This window comes from Pseudomonas sp. RGM 3321, assembly GCF_022836805.1.
In the GTDB taxonomy this organism is placed as follows: domain Bacteria; phylum Pseudomonadota; class Gammaproteobacteria; order Pseudomonadales; family Pseudomonadaceae; genus Aquipseudomonas.
Window position 1 is genome coordinate 55117 of sequence record NZ_JALHBH010000116.1, and the last position, 18274, is coordinate 73390.

Genomic DNA, 18274 nt, shown 5'->3' on the forward strand with positions numbered 1-18274 from the left:
ACCGAGCCCTTTAGTGCGAACTCAATGAACCTTGTGGCCGGAGGCCAGATGCATAACTTTTTCCTGGGTCGCTTCGCCCCGATCGAGGATGCCCATCATTTCGCCTTCGTGCATGACCATGACCCGGTCGCTCATACCGAGAACTTCCGGCAGCTCTGAAGAGATCATGATGACGGCCATACCTTCACTGGCCAGCAGGGAGATCAGGCGATAGATTTCCGCCTTGGCCCCCACGTCGATGCCGCGGGTGGGCTCATCCAGAATCAGTACCCTGGGGTTGGTCATCAGCCAGCGTGCCAGCAACGCTTTCTGCTGGTTACCGCCCGACAAGGTGTCGATGCACTGCTCCAGTGACGGGGTCTTGACCCGAAGTTTTTTGCACATATCCTCGCACAGCGCACGCAGTGCCTTCTGTTGCACGAAACCATTACCGGCGTAGTTGGCGAGCACGGCCATTTCCATGTTTTCCATCACCGACAGGCATGGAAACAGCCCAGTCAACTTGCGGTCTTCCGTCAATAGTGCAAAACCCAGCTCAATGGCCTGATGCGGATCGCCAATGTGTACCGTAGCGCCATCAAAGCGCACCTCGCCGCTGTCGCTGGGGGTTATGCCGAACAGGGTCTCGGCCACATTGGTGCGACCCGACCCCATCAGCCCGGCGATACCGAGAATCTCTCCGGCACGCAAATCGAAACTCACGTCCTTGAAAATGCCGTTCAGGCACAGGTTGCTGACTGAAAGCAGCACTTCGCCTGGCGGCTTTTCCCGCTCGGGAAACAGTTGAGTCAACTCACGCCCCACCATCATGGTGATCAGGCTGTCGCCGTCCATACTTTCAGCGCGCTGCAGGCCGATATAGGCGCCGTCGCGAAAAACCGCTACTTCGTCGGCAATTTCGAAGACTTCGTTCATCTTGTGGGTGATGTAGATGATGCCTTTACCCTGGGCGCGCAGGTCGTTGATGATCGAAAACAGATGAGCGACTTCGGTTTCGGTGATGGCTGAAGTCGGCTCGTCCATGATCAGCACGTCCGAGTTGTATGACACAGCTTTGGCGATCTCCACCATCTGCCGCTCGGCGATACTCAGGCTGCCGACCAGTTCCTCGGGATCGAGCCTGATGCGCAGACGCTCCAGCAGTTCGGCAGTGCAGCGGTGCATTTCCCGGTGATCGACCATGTGCAGACCGTTGAGCTGTTCGCGACCGATCCAGATGTTCTCGGCGATGCTCATGAACGGCATCAGGTTCAGCTCCTGATGGATCATCGCAATGCCGGCCTGCAAGGCCGAAAGTGGCGTCTCGAAGCGAATCGGCTTGCCACGCAAGCGGATTTCGCCCGAGTCCGGCTGGTAGATGCCAGCGATGATTTTCATCAGCGTCGACTTTCCGGCACCGTTCTCGCCCATCAACGCCAGCACGCAGCCAGGGCGCACACGCAGTTGGACGTCGTTGAGCGCGATGACACCGGGGAAGCCCTTGCTGATATGGCTGATTTCCAGCAGATAAGGCGGCTGGGCATCCGGCGTTGGACTACCGCTGTCACTGGACGGCAGATCGCGTTGTGCGGGCGGGTTGGCAGTAGCTGAACCGAACATGATCACAACTCCTCAAGCGGCAGGCTGCGGGAGGGCATTTGCGTGCCCTCCCGGGCCTGGCGATCGTTGTTATTTGAAGGTGGCGACGTTTTCAGGCGTGATCAGGCGATAAGGGATGATGATCGCCTGGGGCTCGACCTTTTCCTTTTTCGCCATTTTCACGGCAGCATCAATCGCCCCGTCGGCCTGGCCCTTGGCGTCCTGAAAAACGGAGACAGCGAGGTCGCCCTTGGTAACGGCGTTGAGCCCGTCTGGCGTACCGTCGACACCGGCAACAAATACCGTGCCTTTCGCGACACCGGCCTGCTTGAGCGCGAGCGAGGCACCAATAGCCATTTCATCGTTGTTGGCCAAAACCGCATTGAATTTCCGGCCCTGGGTGAGCCAGTCATTGGTCAGGTCCATACCCTTCTGACGCTGCCAGGCTCCGGTCTGCTCCTGATCTATCTTGATGTCCGGGTACTTTGCCAGCACTTCCTTGACGCCCTTGGTACGGTTCTGCGTGGAGTTGTTGGCCAGATCACCCAACAGGATAACGACGCTGCCCTTGCCGCCCATTTTTTCAGCGATGTACTGCGCCTGCATCCGGCCGGCCTCTGTATCGTCCGAGGTGACGGTGGCGACGCCTTCGGGCAGTTTCACCTGATCCGGACGGCGGTTGACGTAGACCAGCGGGATACCCGCAGCGACTGCGGCCCCGGTGATACTGGCGGTCGCCGCCGTGTCCACCGGATTGACGATCAGCGCATCGACCTTTTTGCTGATGAGCTCCTTGACCTGATCGAGCTGTTTGTTGACGTCCGCACGGGCATCGACAAACTGCAGCGCCACGCCCTCAGGCATGGCTTTGGCCTTGGCGCCCATGTCCTCGCGCAGGTAGGTCAGCCAGGTATCGTCGAACTGCGACATTGCAACCCCGACCTTGATATCAGCCAGTGCGGCACTGCTGCCAAGCATCAGGGCAAGTGTCAGGGAGGTGAAACGAACCTTGGTGTTCATGAGGGTCTGTCTCCGAATTATTGTTGTTGTCGCGACCTGAATAAAGATATGGAACCCGGTGTAACCATCATCGGGGCAGGCGCACTCCTGTTGCTCCGGGGATGCAGAACAGTTGCGCGTCCTTGTGTTGCACGCACATGCCACGGGCAACGATTGTGAGAAATCGCTCCATGGTCCGAATCCAGAATGAAGAGGTGGCAGAACGCTTGGCGGTGAGGCCAGAGGTAGGGGTTTTCATCGACAGTACCTATCTTTTGTTTTGTTTTTGTTGGTGTGCATCTCGTGACTTGAAAGACCTTCAAAGCCCGAGTGATTCGATAGTCGGTAACCTGAAAAAGACTCTATTGGAAAATATTTTCCAATTCAACTGATTTTAGAATTTTATTCCATTTCATTTTTATTCGACTGCGGATACGACAAAGCCCGACGTTTGTCAGGCGTCGGGCCTTGTCCGATGGCAGGCTTTAATGTGCAGCGTGACACACGATGATTACAGCACCACAACCCGCCCGTCACTGGCGCTCAAGCGGGCTGCATCCATGACCTGTGCCGATGCAATGGCATCATGAGGATCAACCGGATTACTACCCTGCTCGTCAACGGCGCTCTGCAACAGGCGGTAGAACTCAAGCCAGCAACCGCGCTCCGAAGGCACACGCTCGCGGTGCTCACCCTGCTCGAACCAGCCCCAGCGCCGATGCTCTTCGACACCCCAGCGCTCGCCCTCGGACCGTGGCGTGAGGCCGGCAAACGCAGCCTCCTCCTGACCGTCCAGCCCTTCGACGCTGTAACAACCCTTGGTTCCACTAACCCTGAAACGCGGCTTGGGGGTATTTTGCAGACAACTGCCTGACAGGTGCGAAGTCACACCGCTGGCATGACTCAAGGACACGAAGAACGTGTGGTCCATTTCGTCTTGCGGCGTAGCGAACTGCAATTCTGCGTACACCCGCTCGACCGGCCCGAACAGTACCAGTGCCTGATCCACCAGATGACTGCCCAGGTCACGCAGCATGCCACCACCGCTGGCCTTGCCGACAGAGCGTGGCGAATAGCGCTCGATGCTGGACTCGAACCGGCTGATCTGCCCCAGCGCCTTGTTGTCGATCAATTTGCGCACGGTGAGGAAGTCGGAATCCCAGCGCCGATTCTGGTAAACGCTAAGCAGCACGCCCCGCCGTTCGGCCGCTTCCACCAGCTCGCGCGCCTGGGCGGCGTCGCTGGCAAAGGGTTTGTCGCTGACCACCCCGACGCCCAGCTCTATCGCTTCAAGGATCAACGCTCGGCGCGAAGCCAGGGGCGTGGAAATTACCACCACATCTACCCCGGCAGCGACCAGCTCAGCCAGCGTGTCGAAAGTTGCCACGCCGGGATGATCGTTGACCACTTCCTGTTTTCGCTCGGGTGAACGGGTGACAACGCCTGCAAATGTGGCACCGGGCAAACTCGAAATCAGCGTTGCATGAAAGTAACGCCCGCCTTTGCCGTAGCCCACCAGCCCTGCTCGCATGGATATCTCCTTTAGTCCATGAACCTCATGGCCGCAGCCATCGGTCGTGTATTGGATGCCGCCGCTTCAACGAAGCAGCTCGCTTTTGACCCGCTCCAGCATGAATCGGCTCGATTCATCTGCGCGCTCCTCCCAGGCAAATACGGCCACTGTGGCAATACCGTCGAAATTGATCTCCCACAATGTCGAGAAGAACGCGTCCCAGTCCACCTCGCCCTGCCCGATGTCCAGATGCTGACTGGTTTTCGCACACCAGTGCATGATCGGATTGCCCACTGAACTCGGTGTTCATCAGGTCGCAGTCCATTTCCACGGCCACCTGAATGGCGCGTTTCCAGTTGCGCACCGCTGCAATACGCAAGTCTTCATCCGGCGCGGCCCAGAGGTACAGCGGCAGCAGCGAGCAGAGTTTCACACCGGCATCGCTCAGGGCTTTGCGAAACTCCCTGATTCGCGCACGATCCACGCGCGGGTACTTGTAGAACGGCATGAAATCTTCGCGCGGTGAAAGCTCTATGTAGTCGTAGCCCAGCTCCGCCGCCTTATCGACCATCGCACCCAGCGACAGGTGGCGATACATGTAAGGAGCCAGTGCGATGTGCATGATGCCCTCCTTTTTATTGTTTGAAAAACAACCCGACTCCAGACACCTCTGTCAGTCATAAAACGCGGGACGCATCTCCAGGGCAATCGGTACGACCGCTCCACTGTTCTGCGCCTGAACACAGGCATCGGCGGCCACCGCAGCGGCATAACCGTCCCAGGCAGAAGGCCCGTAAATCGTGCCCGCGTTGACGCCATCGATGAAGTCCTGCAACTCGACGTCATAGGCACCAATGAACCGGTCTTTCCAGTCCATCAGGATCGCGTTGGACAATTTCGCTTCACTGCGCAACTGCACCTGAGAAGGCTCGGGCAGTTTGGCAATGCCGCTCTCGCCGACCACTTCGCACTGGATGTCGTAGCCGTACTGGCAGTTGACGAACACTTCGACGTCGATGCGCGTGCCTCTGGCCGTTTCCAGCATCACGATCTGCGGGTCTTTCATGTGCGCGAGGGCCTTGCTGGTCTTGCGCGGGAACACTACCTGCACCGACACATAGTCATCGTTGAGCAGCCAGCGCAGCACATTGAGTTCATGAATCAGCGTGTCGGTGATGGCCATGTCGGTCTTGTAGTTCTCGCCGACCCGAGGGTTGCGGTGCGCACAGTGGAGCATCAGCGGTTCGCCGATCCGGCCGCTGTCGATCACCGATTTCAGGGCGCGATAGCCCTGATCATAGGGGCGCATGAAGCCCACTTGTACCAGACGCCTGCCGCTGGCGATCTCGGCCTCGACGATGTGTCGGCAGCCTTCGGCGGTTACGGCCAAAGGCTTTTCGCAGAATACCGGCTTGCCTGCGGCAATGGCCGCCAGCACGTACTCTTCATGGCTGGGGCCCCAGGAACAGACCAGCACCGCTTCGACGTCGGGCGCGGCAATCAGCGCGTGGCCGTCGGCATACACTTCGGCACTGATATCCAGCTCGCGCACAACCTTGGCTGCCTGCTCCAGGTTGATGTCGGTGACGGCTACCACCTGACTGCCAACCAGCGTTTTGCTGCAACGCCGGATATGATCCTGACCGATTGCGCCTGTACCGATCACACCGAGTTTCAATGCCATTTTCATGTTCCTTTTTTTATTGGATGTTGCCGTGAACGGGTCACGGGCGCTGAACGATAAAAAGTGATCAGTACTGACGAGCCTTGGCCAGTTCGCGGTTGAGTTTTTCGTAAACCTGGGCCGTGGTGCCGGTCGTTGATACTTCGGCAACGCCGACACGCCACCACGACAGGTATTTGTGAATCATGGTCTTGGGCAGGACCTTTATGTCGATCAGCGTCGATACCGTTTGACGTTGCGCATCGACAAGCGCCTGGCGCAGTTGTTCGGCGGTGCTGACCTTGTAGGTCTTGCAGCCATAGGCGGCAGCGCTCATGGCGAAATCCACCGGTACAAAGTCGCCGTCGAGCTTGCCTGTGTCGGGATTGCGAAAACGGAACTCGGTGCCGAAACTGTCCATGCCGTGTTCCATCTGCAGGTTGTTGATGCAGCCGAAAGTCATGTTGTCGAGCAACACCACGTTGATCTTGCGCCGCTCCTGAATCGAGGTCGCCAGCTCTGAATGGAGCATCATGTAAGAGCCATCGCCGACCAGCGCGAAGACCTGGCGGTGCGGCGCAGCGAGCTTGACGCCCAATGCCGCATTGACCTCATAGCCCATGCATGAATAGCCATATTCGACGTGATAGGTGTCGACCCCGGTGCTGCGCCAGGCACGCTGCAGGTCACCCGGCAAACTGCCCGCCGCCGCAACGATCACTGCATCGGCAGGCAGGTTCTGGTTAAGAATGCCCAGTACACCGCTCTGGGTCAGACACGAGCCGGTCAGCTCGATGAACTCGCGTAGCACGGCCGGGTCCAGGTGATCGTTGATTTCCGGGACGAAATCCTCGCGCTGGTACTCGACCGCATACAGGCGATCAACCTCGGCATCCAGCTGCGCACGTGCTGTCTGCGGCGCATCGCCCCAGACAGCACGGTAACCGCTGGCTTGCAGGCTTTCGGTCAGTGCCTGCAATGCCACCTGCGCATCGGCCAGGACCTGCACGCCATCCAGCTTCTGCACATCGAAGGCGCCGACATTGAGGTTGAGAAACTGCACATCCGGGTTCTGGAACAGCCATTTCGACGCGGTGGTGAAATCGCTGTAGCGGGTGCCGACGCCGATGATCAGGTCCGCCTCTTTCGCCAGCTGATTGGCCGCCACCGTGCCGGTTTCGCCGATGCCGCCCATGTTCAGCGGGTGCGCCGAAACGATGGCACTCTTACCTGCCTGGGTTTCGGCGAACGGGATATCGAAGCGCTCGGCAAAGGCTTGCAAGGCATCGGCTGCGCCGGAGTAACGCACGCCACCACCGCAGATCAGCAACGGTTTGCGCTTGCCGGCCAGCAGCTTCAACGCGTCGTCAAGCATCGCCTTGCTGGGCGGGCGACGGTCGATACGGTGCACACGTTTTCGCAGGAAGCTGTCCGGGTAATCGTAGGCCTCGGCCTGCACATCCTGAGGCAGCGCCAGCGTGACGGCACCGGTATCAGCCGGGTCGGTCAATACGCGCATGGCATTGAGCGCTGCGCTCATCAACTGCTCGGGACGGTTGATACGGTCCCAGTATTTGCTCACCGCCTTGAATGCATCGTTGGTGCTGATGCTCAGGTCGTGAAACTGCTCGATCTGTTGCAGCACCGGGTCAGGCTGGCGGCTGGCGTAGACGTCCCCCGGCAACAGCAGCAACGGAATGCGGTTGGCCGAGGCGGTTGCCGCGGCGGTGATCATGTTCGCCGCGCCCGGCCCGACCGAAGAGCTGCACGCGTAGATCTTGCGCCGCAGGTGCTGCTTGGCAAAACCGATGGCGGCGTGGCACATGCCCTGCTCGTTACGGCCTTGATGAATCACCAGGTCGCCGCTGTCCTGTTCCAGCGCCTGCCCAAGACCCAGCACGTTGCCATGCCCGAAAACGGTGAAGATGCCAGCGACGAATTTGCTCTGCACGCCGTCGACTTCGACGTACTGGTTATCGAGAAACTTCACCAGGGCCTGGGCCATGGTCAGTCGGGTTGTACTCATGTTCGCACCTTGTTGTTGTTTGAGGTCGCCAGGGTTTGAAATGGCCTGACGGCGGAAGTCAGTGACGCTGCGAAACGGCTCGTGACAAGTGCGTCATGCTCGCCGCTATCGCCTGAGGAATGTCAGTCAGCGCATGGACGCTTTCGGCGAACGGTTCGAACGACAGATGGCCCTGATAGCCGCTGTCCAGCAAACGCTCGATCTGCGATGCATTACCCAGAATGTCCGCTTCGCCGACCAGCACGCGATGGCCATCTCGAATGCTGCTGAGCGATACCTGCGCATCCTCGACACCGGAGATATGCACCAGCCCGGTCAGCTCCGGGAATAGCTCGATCTCACCGGCCAGGTGGTGATGAAAAGTGTCATGAACCAGCCGATAAACGTCCAGCCCGCCCACCGCCCTGATTGCCTCGACAGCCTGACGTTTGAGGCGCAACGAGCACTCTTCGAAGCCCAGCGGTTCGACGAAGCCGAGAATTCCGTGCTCACGTAGAATGGGTGCCAGCGCAGTCAAGGCGCTGCGCAACCCCGAAGCACGCTGCGCGCCGTTACGCGGATCGGCACGGTCATTGAGCGGGCATAGCACCAGACCGCGCGCACCGCAGTCGCGAGCGTACTGCGCCAGCCTGGTCGCCTGGACTGCGCGCTCTTCATTCCAGACATCGAACGGGTACAGGGCGTTGATGGACAGCACCTTTACCCCCCGGGCGGCGCAAAGATCACGAACTACCTCGGGTGCGGTGCCGTCTTCGATCTCGATGCCCTTGAGGTCGTTGCGAATCTCGATGGCATCGGCACCCAGCTTCACCGCCAGATCGACGAAATCTTCCAGAGACAGGCGCGGCGCGACCATTCGATTAAGGGCGAAACGCAGAGGCTGGTTCATTGTTCTTGTTCTCCGCAACATTCCATTGATGAAGGCTATTTGGCAGTCGGCATACTGAACTCGGGGCCTTTGGCGATGCTGTCCGGCCAGCGCTGCATGACACTCTTGTAGCGACTGTAAAAGCGCAGGCCTTCTTCGCCGTACGCGTGGTGATCGCCGAACAGCGAACGCTTCCAGCCGCCAAACGAATGCCAGGCCATGGGCACCGGGATCGGTACGTTGATACCGACCATGCCGACCTTGATGCTGCGAGCGAATGCGCGCGCCACGCCGCCATCGCTGGTGAAACACGACACGCCATTGCCGAACTCGTGGGCGTTGATCAGCGCCACGGCGCTGGCAAAATCCGCAACGTGCACAATGCCCAGCACCGGGCCGAAGATTTCCTCCTTGTAGATCTGCATCTGCGGCGTGACGTGGTCGAACAGCGTCGCCCCGACGAAAAAGCCCTGCTCGGCGCCCGGCACCTTGAAGTTGCGGCCATCGACGATCAGCTTCGCGCCCTCTTTGACGCCCTGATCGATGAAACCCTCTACCTTGGCCTTGTGTACGGCGGTGACCAGAGGCCCCATGTCCGAATCAGCCTGCATGCCATTGCCGACCTTGAGCTGATCGATGCGCGGCAGCAGCTTGTCGATCAGTTGCTGGCCGACATCGCCCACCACCACTGCAATGGAGATGGCCATGCAGCGCTCACCCGCCGAACCATACGCCGCCCCGATCAAGGCATCAGCGGCTTGATCCAGGTCTGCATCGGGCATCACGATCATGTGATTCTTGGCCCCACCCAGCGCCTGCACGCGCTTGCCGTGGGCAGTGCCCTGCTGGTGGATGTATTCGGCGATCGGGGTCGAGCCGACGAAGGAAATGGCCTCGATATCAGGGTGCTGCAGCAACGCATCGACCGCCACCTTGTCACCCTGCACCACGTTGAATACGCCATCAGGCAGACCGGCCTCCTTGAGCAGGCGCGCCATCAGCAGACTGGCAGACGGGTCGCGTTCGGAAGGTTTGAGGATGAAACAGTTGCCGGTCACCAATGCCATGGGGATCATCCACAGCGGCACCATGACCGGAAAGTTGAACGGCGTGACCCCGGCGCAGACGCCCAGAGGCTGACGCAGGTTCCAGTTATCGATACCACCGCCAATGTTGTCGCTGAAATCACTTTTCAGCAGGCTGGGCGCACCGCAGGCAAATTCGACAATCTCGATACCGCGTACCACTTCACCACGCGCATCGGACAGCACCTTGCCGTGCTCGCGGCAGATGATCTGCGCCAGCTCGTCGTGGTGTCGGTCCAGCAACTCCTTGAACTTGAACATGACCCGCGCCCGGCGCAGCGAGGACTGATCGGCCCAGCCGGGAAAAGCCGCCTTGGCCGACGCGACCGCTTCATCCACGGTTTTCACGCTGGCCAGCGCAACGCGCGCCTGAACAGTGCCGATTGCCGGGTTGAAGACATCGCTGTAACGCTCACCATCGCCGTCATTCAGGTGTCCGTTGATGTAATGGCCGATCACCGGTGACTCGTTCATCTCATGCCTCCAGAGTAAAAAGGGGAAATCAAAGATCCAGCAGCCAACTGTGCTGCGGGTCGTTGTGGAACTGCCAGGCGCGTGTCGGACCGGCCATCACGTTCAGGTAATACGATTCGTAACCGTAGGGCACGGACACCGGGTGATAGCCCTTGGGCACTGTCACCAGATCATTGTTTTCTACGGCCATGGCCTGATCGATACTGCGGTCGTCGGTGTAAACCCGCTGGAAAACGAAACCCTGAGGCGGGTTGACCTGGTGGTAATAGGTCTCTTCGAGAAAGCTTTCGTGGGGCAGATTGTCCCGGTCGTGCTTGTGTGGCGGGTAGCTGGACGAATGCCCTGAAGGAGTCCGCACCTCGACCACCAGCAGCGAATGCGCCGGTTCGCTGTCCGGCAGGATGTCGCACACGTAACGGGTGTTGGCCCCTTTGCCGCGTACGCTGCGTTTCATGCTGCCCGGCATGATCAGCCGCGCCGCAAGCTGTTGGCCGGCATCGCCCGGCGCCGTGCATACCGCCAGGTGCAGCGGCCCACGCGCAACGAACTCTGCCTGACTATGCGGTGGCAGGTAGACCGCAAACGGCGATTTTTCCTCGAACACTGATTGCCGGTCGCCGATGTTTTCCCAACTGAAAGCGCCCTGCCCCGGTGCTTCGCCATTCACGCTGGCGTGCCCGGCCAGCAAGACCACGCACAGTTCGTTGTCTTCTGCACCGAGAGGCAAGCGCTCTCCGGCTTCCAGGCGGTAGGCGGCAAAGCTCACGTACTCGAGCGAACCGGGCGCCAGCGCCACGATGTCACGGCCCTGGGGTTTGCTTTTGGTCAGCAGATTCATGGATAAATCCTCCTTATCGCGCATCGGCCAGCAGTTGGCGCAAGGTGTCATAGCCCTTTTTGGCATACACATAACTCGGCGCTACCGCTGGGTCCTGTTCGGCCTCGACCACCAGCCAGCCGCTGTAGTTGGCTTGCAACAACACCTTGAGCAGCGCTGAAAAGTCGATATCACCATCACCTGGCACCGTGAACGTGCCATTGATGATGCAGTCCGGAAAGCTCCAGAGATTGTTGCGTGCCAGTTGCACCACAGGTTTGCGCACATCCTTGAAATGCACATGACAGACACGCTCGATGTGCTTGCTCAGCACCTGCAAAGGCGCGCCGCCGCCCATGTAACAATGCCCCGAATCGAACAGCAGTCCGACTTCCTTGCCGGTCAGTGTCATCAGCCGATCAATATCCTGTGGCGACTCGACGTAAGCGCCCATGTGGTGGTGATACGCCAGGCGAACGCCTCGGGAAAGAGTGAAACGCGCGAGTTCGGTGAGTTTTTCGGCATATTCATGCCAGGCTGCATCGCTGTGAAAACGCGGTCGTTCAACCAACGGAATGCGCTGCCCCTGAATCGAGTCAGCCACTTCACCGTACACCAGCACCGACGCACCATTCTCGGCGAGCAATTGCACATGCGGGGTAATGGCTTCGATTTCTTCGGCCACCGAGCGCCGTGCCAGACGGCTTGAATACCAGCCGGACACCAGCGCCAGATCATAGGGCCGCAGCACATCGCCGACCCCCTTGGCATCTTTCGGAAACTTGCCGTTGAGCTCAAAGCCTTCGTAACCAATGGCTTTGCCTTCGCTCAAGGCTGTGCTCAGAGGCGTCTCTCCGCCGAGGGCCGGCAAGTCATCGTTGCTCCAGGAGATCGGGTTGATGCCGATGCGGATCCTGGGTGTGGAAATGGAAACGGGCATGGCTGCACCTTTTTTGTTGTTATCGCGACGTCAGATCAAGAAAGAGTCAGGCGCGGCTTTCGCGCCAGGACTCGATCAACCAGTTGAAGGTGCTCTGCACCCGACTGACCAGCGCCGCATCGTCTATTTCCCCGGCCATCCAGGCCCGGCTTGGCTCGCGGAATATGGTCCGGCCCACGGCAAAACCCTGGCAAACGTGGCTGTGTCGTGCTTCGGCAAAACCGGCAGCGAGGTCTTCGACAGGCGCATTGAGCCCGAGCAGTACCACGCCACGACAATACGGATCGCGCTGCTGGATCAATTCGTCCAGCTGTTGCCAGACCTGCGCGCTCTGCGCCTCGATCTTCCACCACGCCGGGTAGATGCCCAGGTTGTACAAACGCTTCAACGACCGGACCATCACGTCGGGATGAGACGAGGGGTGATCCTTGGGCGGAATGATTTCCAGCAGCAGTTCGTGACCACTGACTTTCGACGCGTCGTAGAGCGCCTTGATCTGCGCTTCCTGTTCCAGACGCAGCATGGGCTCGTCATCGGGGTGATATTGCACCAGGCACTTGATGATCTGCTCTTGCGGCCAGGCGAGCAGATTACTGCCGATGGAGCGGCCATGCTCGAACGCCAGGGGTCTTGAACCCTGCACTTCCACCGGACGCGCTACCCACCAGCCGCGACCGGTCGCAGCGTTGAGCGAATCCTGACCGAAGCGCTGGTCGGCAAGCAGCCCGACATCGGCTTCGATACCGCGCTGGCGCAGGCCGGCTTCGACCCGCTCAACCGCCTGCACGAACAGTTGCTTGAGCTGGCTGATGCTGCTCAGGTCGCGCCCGGCCTGCTGGGCCAGCTCGACCAGTTGACCGCGATGATCGAAGGCGAAGATGAACAACTGCCGCCACTGCTTGCGTGGCACGCTGACCTGATGCAGCCGTTGCAGGACAACATCCTGATCAGGCCGGGTAATGGGGTGTGGGCTATTGAACAGGTAATCGAGCTCGGCAGGCGTCGGCATCGCAGGCGCGCAGGCATGGCGCGACACCACCAACCCGCCACAGGCATTGGCCAGCTGGCAGCAGCGCTCGTCGCTGGCATCCTTGAGCCAGCCGCTGAGAAAACCGGACATGAACGCATCGCCAGCGCCCAGCACGTTGAGCACTTCAACCCGTACGCCGGGGTAGATTGCTCCGTCTTCAAGCCGCTCAGGGATGGCACCGTGAATCACTGTGCAACCTTGCGGGCCGAGCTTGACCACAAGCGTCGCGGCAGTCAGTTCGCGCACGGTACGCAGGGCAGTGAGCAAATCGGTAGAGCCGCCGGCAATCTGAAATTCTTCTTCAGTACCGACAATCAGGTCAAAACGCGGCAGGATGCGCTGCACATGCTGGCTGACCTTCTGATCAGCAACAAAACGTGTCTCGCCATCAGCCTTGCCCGCCAGGCCCCAGAGCACCGGACGATAATCGATATCCAGCACGCGTTTGACGTCATGTTTTTCGGCGTAGTCGAGTGCCTGGCTGCTGGCCTTGAACACTTGATCGGTAGAGAAATGCGTGCCGGTGATCAGCAGCGCCTTGCTCGACGCGATCTGCTGTTCGTCGATGTCCTCGGCGCGCAAGGCCATGTCGGCGCAATTTTCGCGGTAGAACACCAGGGGAAACGTTTCACGATCCTTCAGCCCCAGCAGCACCATGGCGGTCAGGCGCTCGGGATCGCGCTTGATAGCGCTGACATCACAGCCTTCGCGGGCCAGCGACTCGACCAGAAAGCGGCCCATATGGTCATCACCTACCCTGCTCAGCATGGCTGACCTGAGCCCCAGCCTGGCAGTGCCGAATGCGATGTTGGCCGATGAGCCACCCAGGTATTTGGCGAAACTGGAAACGTCTTCCAGCCGCGCACCTACTTGTTGCGCATAAAGATCGACGCCCAGGCGTCCGAGGCAGATCAGATCCAACTGACGCCCAGTGGCAAAGCGTGTCTGGCCCATGGTGGCTCCTGTTATTTTTATCAGCCTGCAGCGCCTGCATCATGTGTACACGCTGCTTTGTGAATGCAGCGTAAAACGTCGAGCCTCATCAATCAATATTTATTCTATAATTATTTTTAGTGGAATATTTTTTCCATACCGCTATTCAAGTGCTGGCACAATGCACAGGCGGGTAAGCTATAGTCGTCCCCGCCCAAGGCAGCCCCCCATCGTCGGGCGCACAACTGCGTTACCCTGAAAGCAGTTGCTCTGTAAGAAATTGCCCTGAAAGAACGAGTAGAAAGGATTTGAATATGACCAGCGCCGATCAGCACACTCTGCCCGAGACGAGCGTCGACATGCCGCCGACCAATGCCGAAGGCTTGCTGCGGCTGATCACTGATGAGTACGACGGTTTACCGCGTCAGCTCAAGCGCATCGCCAGCTATATGAGCCAGCAGAGCGACCGGATCATGGTTGACCGGATCAGTGACATTGCCCGCGAGTGCGAAGTCCACCCGTCGGCCATCGTGCGGTTTTCCCAGCGTTTCGGGTTCAGCGGCTTCAGTGAGATGCAGGCGTTGTTTCGCGAGGCGTACACGCACAAGACCACGCCGGTGCAGAATTACCAGCAACGCATCCGCAGTATGATCGCCAACAAGTCGCAGAAGGCCCACTCGGGCGATCTGGCACGCGAATGCGTCAGCGCAACGCTCTCGGGGCTTGAACGCCTGAGTGCAGAGCTGGACGACGATGAGTTCGAGAAGGCCGTAGACCTGGTGGTCAACGCCGACAATATCTATGTGGTGGGCGTGCGCCGCTCGTTTGCTGTGGCGGATTATCTGGTCTACAACCTGCAACACACCAACAAGCGCATTCACCTGATATCGGGCCTGGGGGGCAGCTATCGCGAGCAGATGCGCAGCGTGCGTGCCAACGATCTGGTGATCGCCATCAGCTTCACGCCCTACGGCAAGGAAACCCAGCATTGCCTGCGCATCGCCCAGCATCATCAGGCCAAGACGCTGATCATCACCGACAGCAATCTGTCGCCTCTGGCCAAGCGTGCCAACTCAGTGTTGCTGGTCAATGAAGGCAGCTCGTTCGCCTTCCGCTCGCTGAGCGCCACCCTGTGCCTGTGCCAGGCGCTGTTCATTGCAGTGGCGTATCGGCTGGAGCTGAAAGTCGACGAGATCCACGAGCAGGTCGGGTTTGATGATTGAGGGCTGAGATTCCCGGCCCTCAGGTCTTCGCTTCCTGCCCCATTCGCTGCTGGTTCTTCTCGCCCATTTTCTTCGCGCGTTTTTCCAGCACCAGATACACCACCAATGCAATCAACAGCGGCAGCAGGAAGTAAATGGCGCGGTAGCCGATCAGAGCGGCCAGCAGACTGCCCTTGGAGAACTGGTGAGCCAGCAAAGTAATGAATACGGTCTCAAGCACGCCCAGCCCGGCTGGAATGTGAGTAATGACACCTGCGATGCTGCTGATCAGCAACACACCGAGAATCGCCGGGTAAAACGCCTTCTCAGGCAGCAGCGTGTAAATCACCGCAGCCATCAGTGACCAGTTAAGGGCCCCCAGGCTGGCCTGCATCAAGGCCTGCTTCATCGACGGTAGATTGAATTCCTGATCACGAACGGTCCATGAGCGCTTCTTGGAAAACCGGCAGGCCAACAGGTAGGCAAAACACACTGCCAACAGTCCGAAACCGATCAATTGCAGGGTCGTGGTGCCAATCGACCATTCCTCTGGCAACTCCAGAAAACGCATCGAAAACACGAAACCGGCCAGCAGCATGTAGCCCAGCCAGTTGGTAATCAGGCTGAGACTCAGAATCCGGGTGATGGTCGACACGTCCAGACCCAGCCGGGAATACAACCGGTAACGCAAGGCGATGCCGCCAACCCATGAACTGAGATTGAGATTGAATGCGTAGCAGACAAAGGTCACAGGCACGATCTGCTTGATCGACAATGTGTGACGGGTGTAATACCGCGCCAGTACATCAAAGCCACAATAGGTTGCGTAACTGGCAAAGGCCACAACGGCGGCAATCGCCAGAGTGCTGGCCTTGTAGGACGAAAGCGCCTGCTTGACCTCTTGCCAGTCAAGGTTCTTGACCAGCAGAAACAACAGGACCGGGACGGCGATGAAGAAAAACAGATTGAATATCCGCTTTGCCCATTTCCATTTGGCTCCCTGCGCACTTCGCGGCGCTGCACTTGCGGCCTGACTCATGAAGTTTTCTCCTGGTCCATCTCGTGGTTGTTCTGCTGCTGTTCGATGACTTTCGCTTCCGGCACCACGTTACCGGCCCGTAACGGCTTGAGGCGCACACCGTGAACCGGGAACAGACCGGCAATGGCCGGAAAACGCCGCAGGAAAAAAAAGCTCAAGACGATCATCGGCGCACGCCACCACTGGCCACGCGCCGCGCCTTTCAGACTCATCTGAGTGCTGTGCGCAGCAGCAAGCCCCATCAGATGGCTCTGTAAATGATTGTTAAGCGCCCGATCACGAATAAACAGGTTGGCTTCCAGGTTCAGCGCCAGACTCAGCGGGTCGAGGTTGCTGGAGCCCACCGTGGACCAGTCCTGATCGATCAGCGCGACCTTGCCGTGCAGTGCGCGTTGCTTGTATTCGTGAATGACGACGCCGTCGCGCAGCAGATAGGTATACGTCAGCCGCGAGCAGACCCGCACAAACGGCATGTCTGGCTGGCCCTGCAGAATCAGCGTGACCTTGACGCCACGTCGCGATGCATTACGCAGCTCACGCAGAAAGCGATAGCTGGGGAAGAAATAGGCATTGGCCAGCGTGATGCGTTGAGTCGCAGCGCGAATCGCCTTGAGGTACTGCTCTTCGATGTCGGTGCCGTGTTCGCCATTGTCACGCTCGGCAAGCAGCATGCTGGCGTCACCGGCGCGGTCCAGCTTGAGCGGTATGGGTGGCAGTTTCGCCCGGACTGCAGTGCTCAGCATATTCAGCGCGCTCTGGTGGATATCGCCCACAATCGGGCCGCGTACCAGAACGGCGTAGTCCTGTTTGGCAGTCAGGCCAGTGTCGGTCATATGATCGACGCTGTAGTTGATGCCGCCGATAAAGCCCAGTTCGCCGTCAATGACGACCACCTTGCGGTGCAGACGGCGGAACAGGTTGGTGCGCATACCCATGAACCGCGGGCGCGGGTCGAACAGCTGAATCTGGATACCGGCATCGATCATGGTTTTGACAAACGCCGAACTCAGGTCCGATGTCCCGTAGTCATCTACCGTGACAACCACTTTCGCACCGTTGGCCGCAGCTTCGAGCAACGCCTGTTGCAAGCCCTCGCCAATCCGGTCTTCAAAGATGATGAAAGTCTCGATCAGCACCTCTTTGCGCGCGGCCCGTATGCACTCGAACACCCTGGCGTAGAAGTCTTCGCCGTTGATCAACAGCTCTACCGAGTTGCCATCACACCACTGCCCCGTCGTATTGCTCATAAGGTCAACTCCACTGCCAGCGGCGCATGATCGGAAAGATGAGACCACGGGCGGCTGGACAATACTTTCGGCCTGTGGGAAGTCGCGTTGCGGACATAGATCCGGTCGAGCCGGAGCAAAGGCCAGCGGGCCGGAAAACTTTTGGCCGGCGCGCCGAAGCGCTCGACAAAAACCTCGTGCAACCCGGTGCCCTCCAGCAAAGCATCGGCGCGCTGACGCCAGTCATTGAAATCACCGGCGACGATCACCGGCTCACCCTCTGGAAGACGCTCCATCAGCTCGGCAAGCAGGTTGAGCTGCTGACTCCGATGGCTTTCACGCAAGCCCAGGTGTACACACACCGCATGCACCCGACCGGCGTATGGCACCTCCAGGATGCAGTGCAGCAAACCGCGCTGCTCGGTGCCATGAATGGAGATGTCGAGGTTTTCGTGCTGGATGATCGGGTACTTGGACAGCAGCGCGTTACCGTGATCGCCGTCCGGGTACACCGCATTACGACCATAGGCAAAGTCGTTCCACATGCTATCGGCGAGGAACTCGTACTGGGAAATCGTCGGCCAGTCCTTGACGCTGCGCGCATGGCTCTGGTGCTCGCCGTGCACTTCCTGAAGAAACACGATATCGGCCGATACAGTACGCACAGCCTCACGCAACTCCGGCAAAATGAAGCGGCGATTGAAAATGCCGAAGCCCATGTGCATGTTCATGGTCAGTACATTCAATGAAACACTGGCGGACACTGGCGTTGCTGGGCCGACAGGCGGATTGGCACTGGTCAAAACTCGCTCCCGGGTGAATATTCACGTCATATGAAGCCACCCATGAGCACAGGTTCCGTGCCGTGTCGCCTGTGCTGC

At 59.1% G+C, this 18274-nt stretch carries 14 protein-coding genes and 1 pseudogene; 1 reads left to right on the plus strand and 14 read right to left on the minus strand.

Annotated features, from left to right (window positions below; all coding sequences use genetic code 11):
• Positions 1-21: 21 nt before the first annotated feature.
• From RGM3321_RS19290 to iolC, 11 genes and pseudogenes are all read right to left on the minus strand, one after another.
• Entirely contained in the window at positions 22-1599 is a 1578-nt protein-coding gene (locus RGM3321_RS19290) for a sugar ABC transporter ATP-binding protein (RefSeq protein ID WP_244394428.1), read from the minus strand.
• 69 nt (positions 1600-1668) lie between these two features.
• A complete protein-coding gene (locus RGM3321_RS19295) occupies positions 1669-2598 on the minus strand; it encodes a sugar ABC transporter substrate-binding protein (RefSeq protein ID WP_244394429.1) in 930 nt (309 codons plus the stop codon).
• 490 nt (positions 2599-3088) lie between these two features.
• Entirely contained in the window at positions 3089-4108 is a 1020-nt protein-coding gene (locus tag RGM3321_RS19300; protein ID WP_244394430.1) for a Gfo/Idh/MocA family oxidoreductase, read from the minus strand.
• Positions 4109-4174: 66 nt separating this feature from the next.
• Positions 4175-4712, minus strand: a pseudogene (locus RGM3321_RS19305) (TIM barrel protein).
• 51 nt (positions 4713-4763) lie between these two features.
• The gene (locus RGM3321_RS19310) at positions 4764-5774 is read right to left on the minus strand and encodes a Gfo/Idh/MocA family oxidoreductase (protein WP_244394431.1); all 1011 of its coding nucleotides are present in this window, start codon (positions 5772-5774) and stop codon (positions 4764-4766) included.
• A 67-nt stretch (positions 5775-5841) separates the two neighbouring features.
• Positions 5842-7779: a 3D-(3,5/4)-trihydroxycyclohexane-1,2-dione acylhydrolase (decyclizing) gene (iolD, locus tag RGM3321_RS19315; RefSeq protein WP_244394432.1), complete on the minus strand. Its 1938-nt coding sequence runs from the start codon at positions 7777-7779 to the stop codon at positions 5842-5844.
• A gap of 58 nt (positions 7780-7837) precedes the next feature.
• Positions 7838-8668 (minus strand): TIM barrel protein, encoded by an 831-nt coding sequence (locus RGM3321_RS19320; protein WP_244394433.1) that lies wholly within the window; start codon positions 8666-8668, stop codon positions 7838-7840.
• A 35-nt stretch (positions 8669-8703) separates the two neighbouring features.
• Positions 8704-10206: a CoA-acylating methylmalonate-semialdehyde dehydrogenase gene (locus tag RGM3321_RS19325; protein ID WP_244394434.1), complete on the minus strand. Its 1503-nt coding sequence runs from the start codon at positions 10204-10206 to the stop codon at positions 8704-8706.
• A gap of 28 nt (positions 10207-10234) precedes the next feature.
• The gene (gene iolB, locus RGM3321_RS19330; RefSeq protein WP_244394435.1) at positions 10235-11044 is read right to left on the minus strand and encodes a 5-deoxy-glucuronate isomerase; all 810 of its coding nucleotides are present in this window, start codon (positions 11042-11044) and stop codon (positions 10235-10237) included.
• Between the two features lie 13 nt (positions 11045-11057).
• On the minus strand, positions 11058-11963 hold the full coding sequence (gene iolE, locus RGM3321_RS19335; protein WP_244394436.1) for a myo-inosose-2 dehydratase: 906 nt from the start codon (positions 11961-11963) through the stop codon (positions 11058-11060).
• Between the two features lie 46 nt (positions 11964-12009).
• Positions 12010-13947: a 5-dehydro-2-deoxygluconokinase gene (gene iolC / locus RGM3321_RS19340; RefSeq protein WP_244394437.1), complete on the minus strand. Its 1938-nt coding sequence runs from the start codon at positions 13945-13947 to the stop codon at positions 12010-12012.
• A gap of 293 nt (positions 13948-14240) precedes the next feature.
• Between iolC and RGM3321_RS19345 the strand changes: the two genes are divergently transcribed.
• Positions 14241-15149 carry a MurR/RpiR family transcriptional regulator gene (locus tag RGM3321_RS19345; protein ID WP_244394438.1) on the plus strand — a complete coding sequence of 303 codons (909 nt, stop codon included), beginning with the start codon at positions 14241-14243 and terminating at the stop codon, positions 15147-15149.
• A gap of 19 nt (positions 15150-15168) precedes the next feature.
• Here the strand turns inward: RGM3321_RS19345 and RGM3321_RS19350 are convergent, their stop codons facing one another.
• The 3 genes from RGM3321_RS19350 to RGM3321_RS19360 are packed head-to-tail and all read right to left on the minus strand — an operon-like array spanning position 15169 to position 18196.
• Positions 15169-16167 (minus strand): lysylphosphatidylglycerol synthase domain-containing protein, encoded by a 999-nt coding sequence (locus tag RGM3321_RS19350; RefSeq protein WP_244394439.1) that lies wholly within the window; start codon positions 16165-16167, stop codon positions 15169-15171.
• Positions 16164-17414: a cardiolipin synthase ClsB gene (clsB, locus tag RGM3321_RS19355; RefSeq protein WP_244394440.1), complete on the minus strand. Its 1251-nt coding sequence runs from the start codon at positions 17412-17414 to the stop codon at positions 16164-16166. The genes RGM3321_RS19350 and clsB overlap by 4 nt, the downstream gene beginning before the upstream one ends.
• The gene (locus RGM3321_RS19360) at positions 17411-18196 is read right to left on the minus strand and encodes an endonuclease/exonuclease/phosphatase family protein (RefSeq protein WP_244394441.1); all 786 of its coding nucleotides are present in this window, start codon (positions 18194-18196) and stop codon (positions 17411-17413) included. Before RGM3321_RS19360 ends, clsB begins: the two co-directional genes overlap by 4 nt.
• Between the last annotated feature and the right edge of the window lie 78 nt (positions 18197-18274).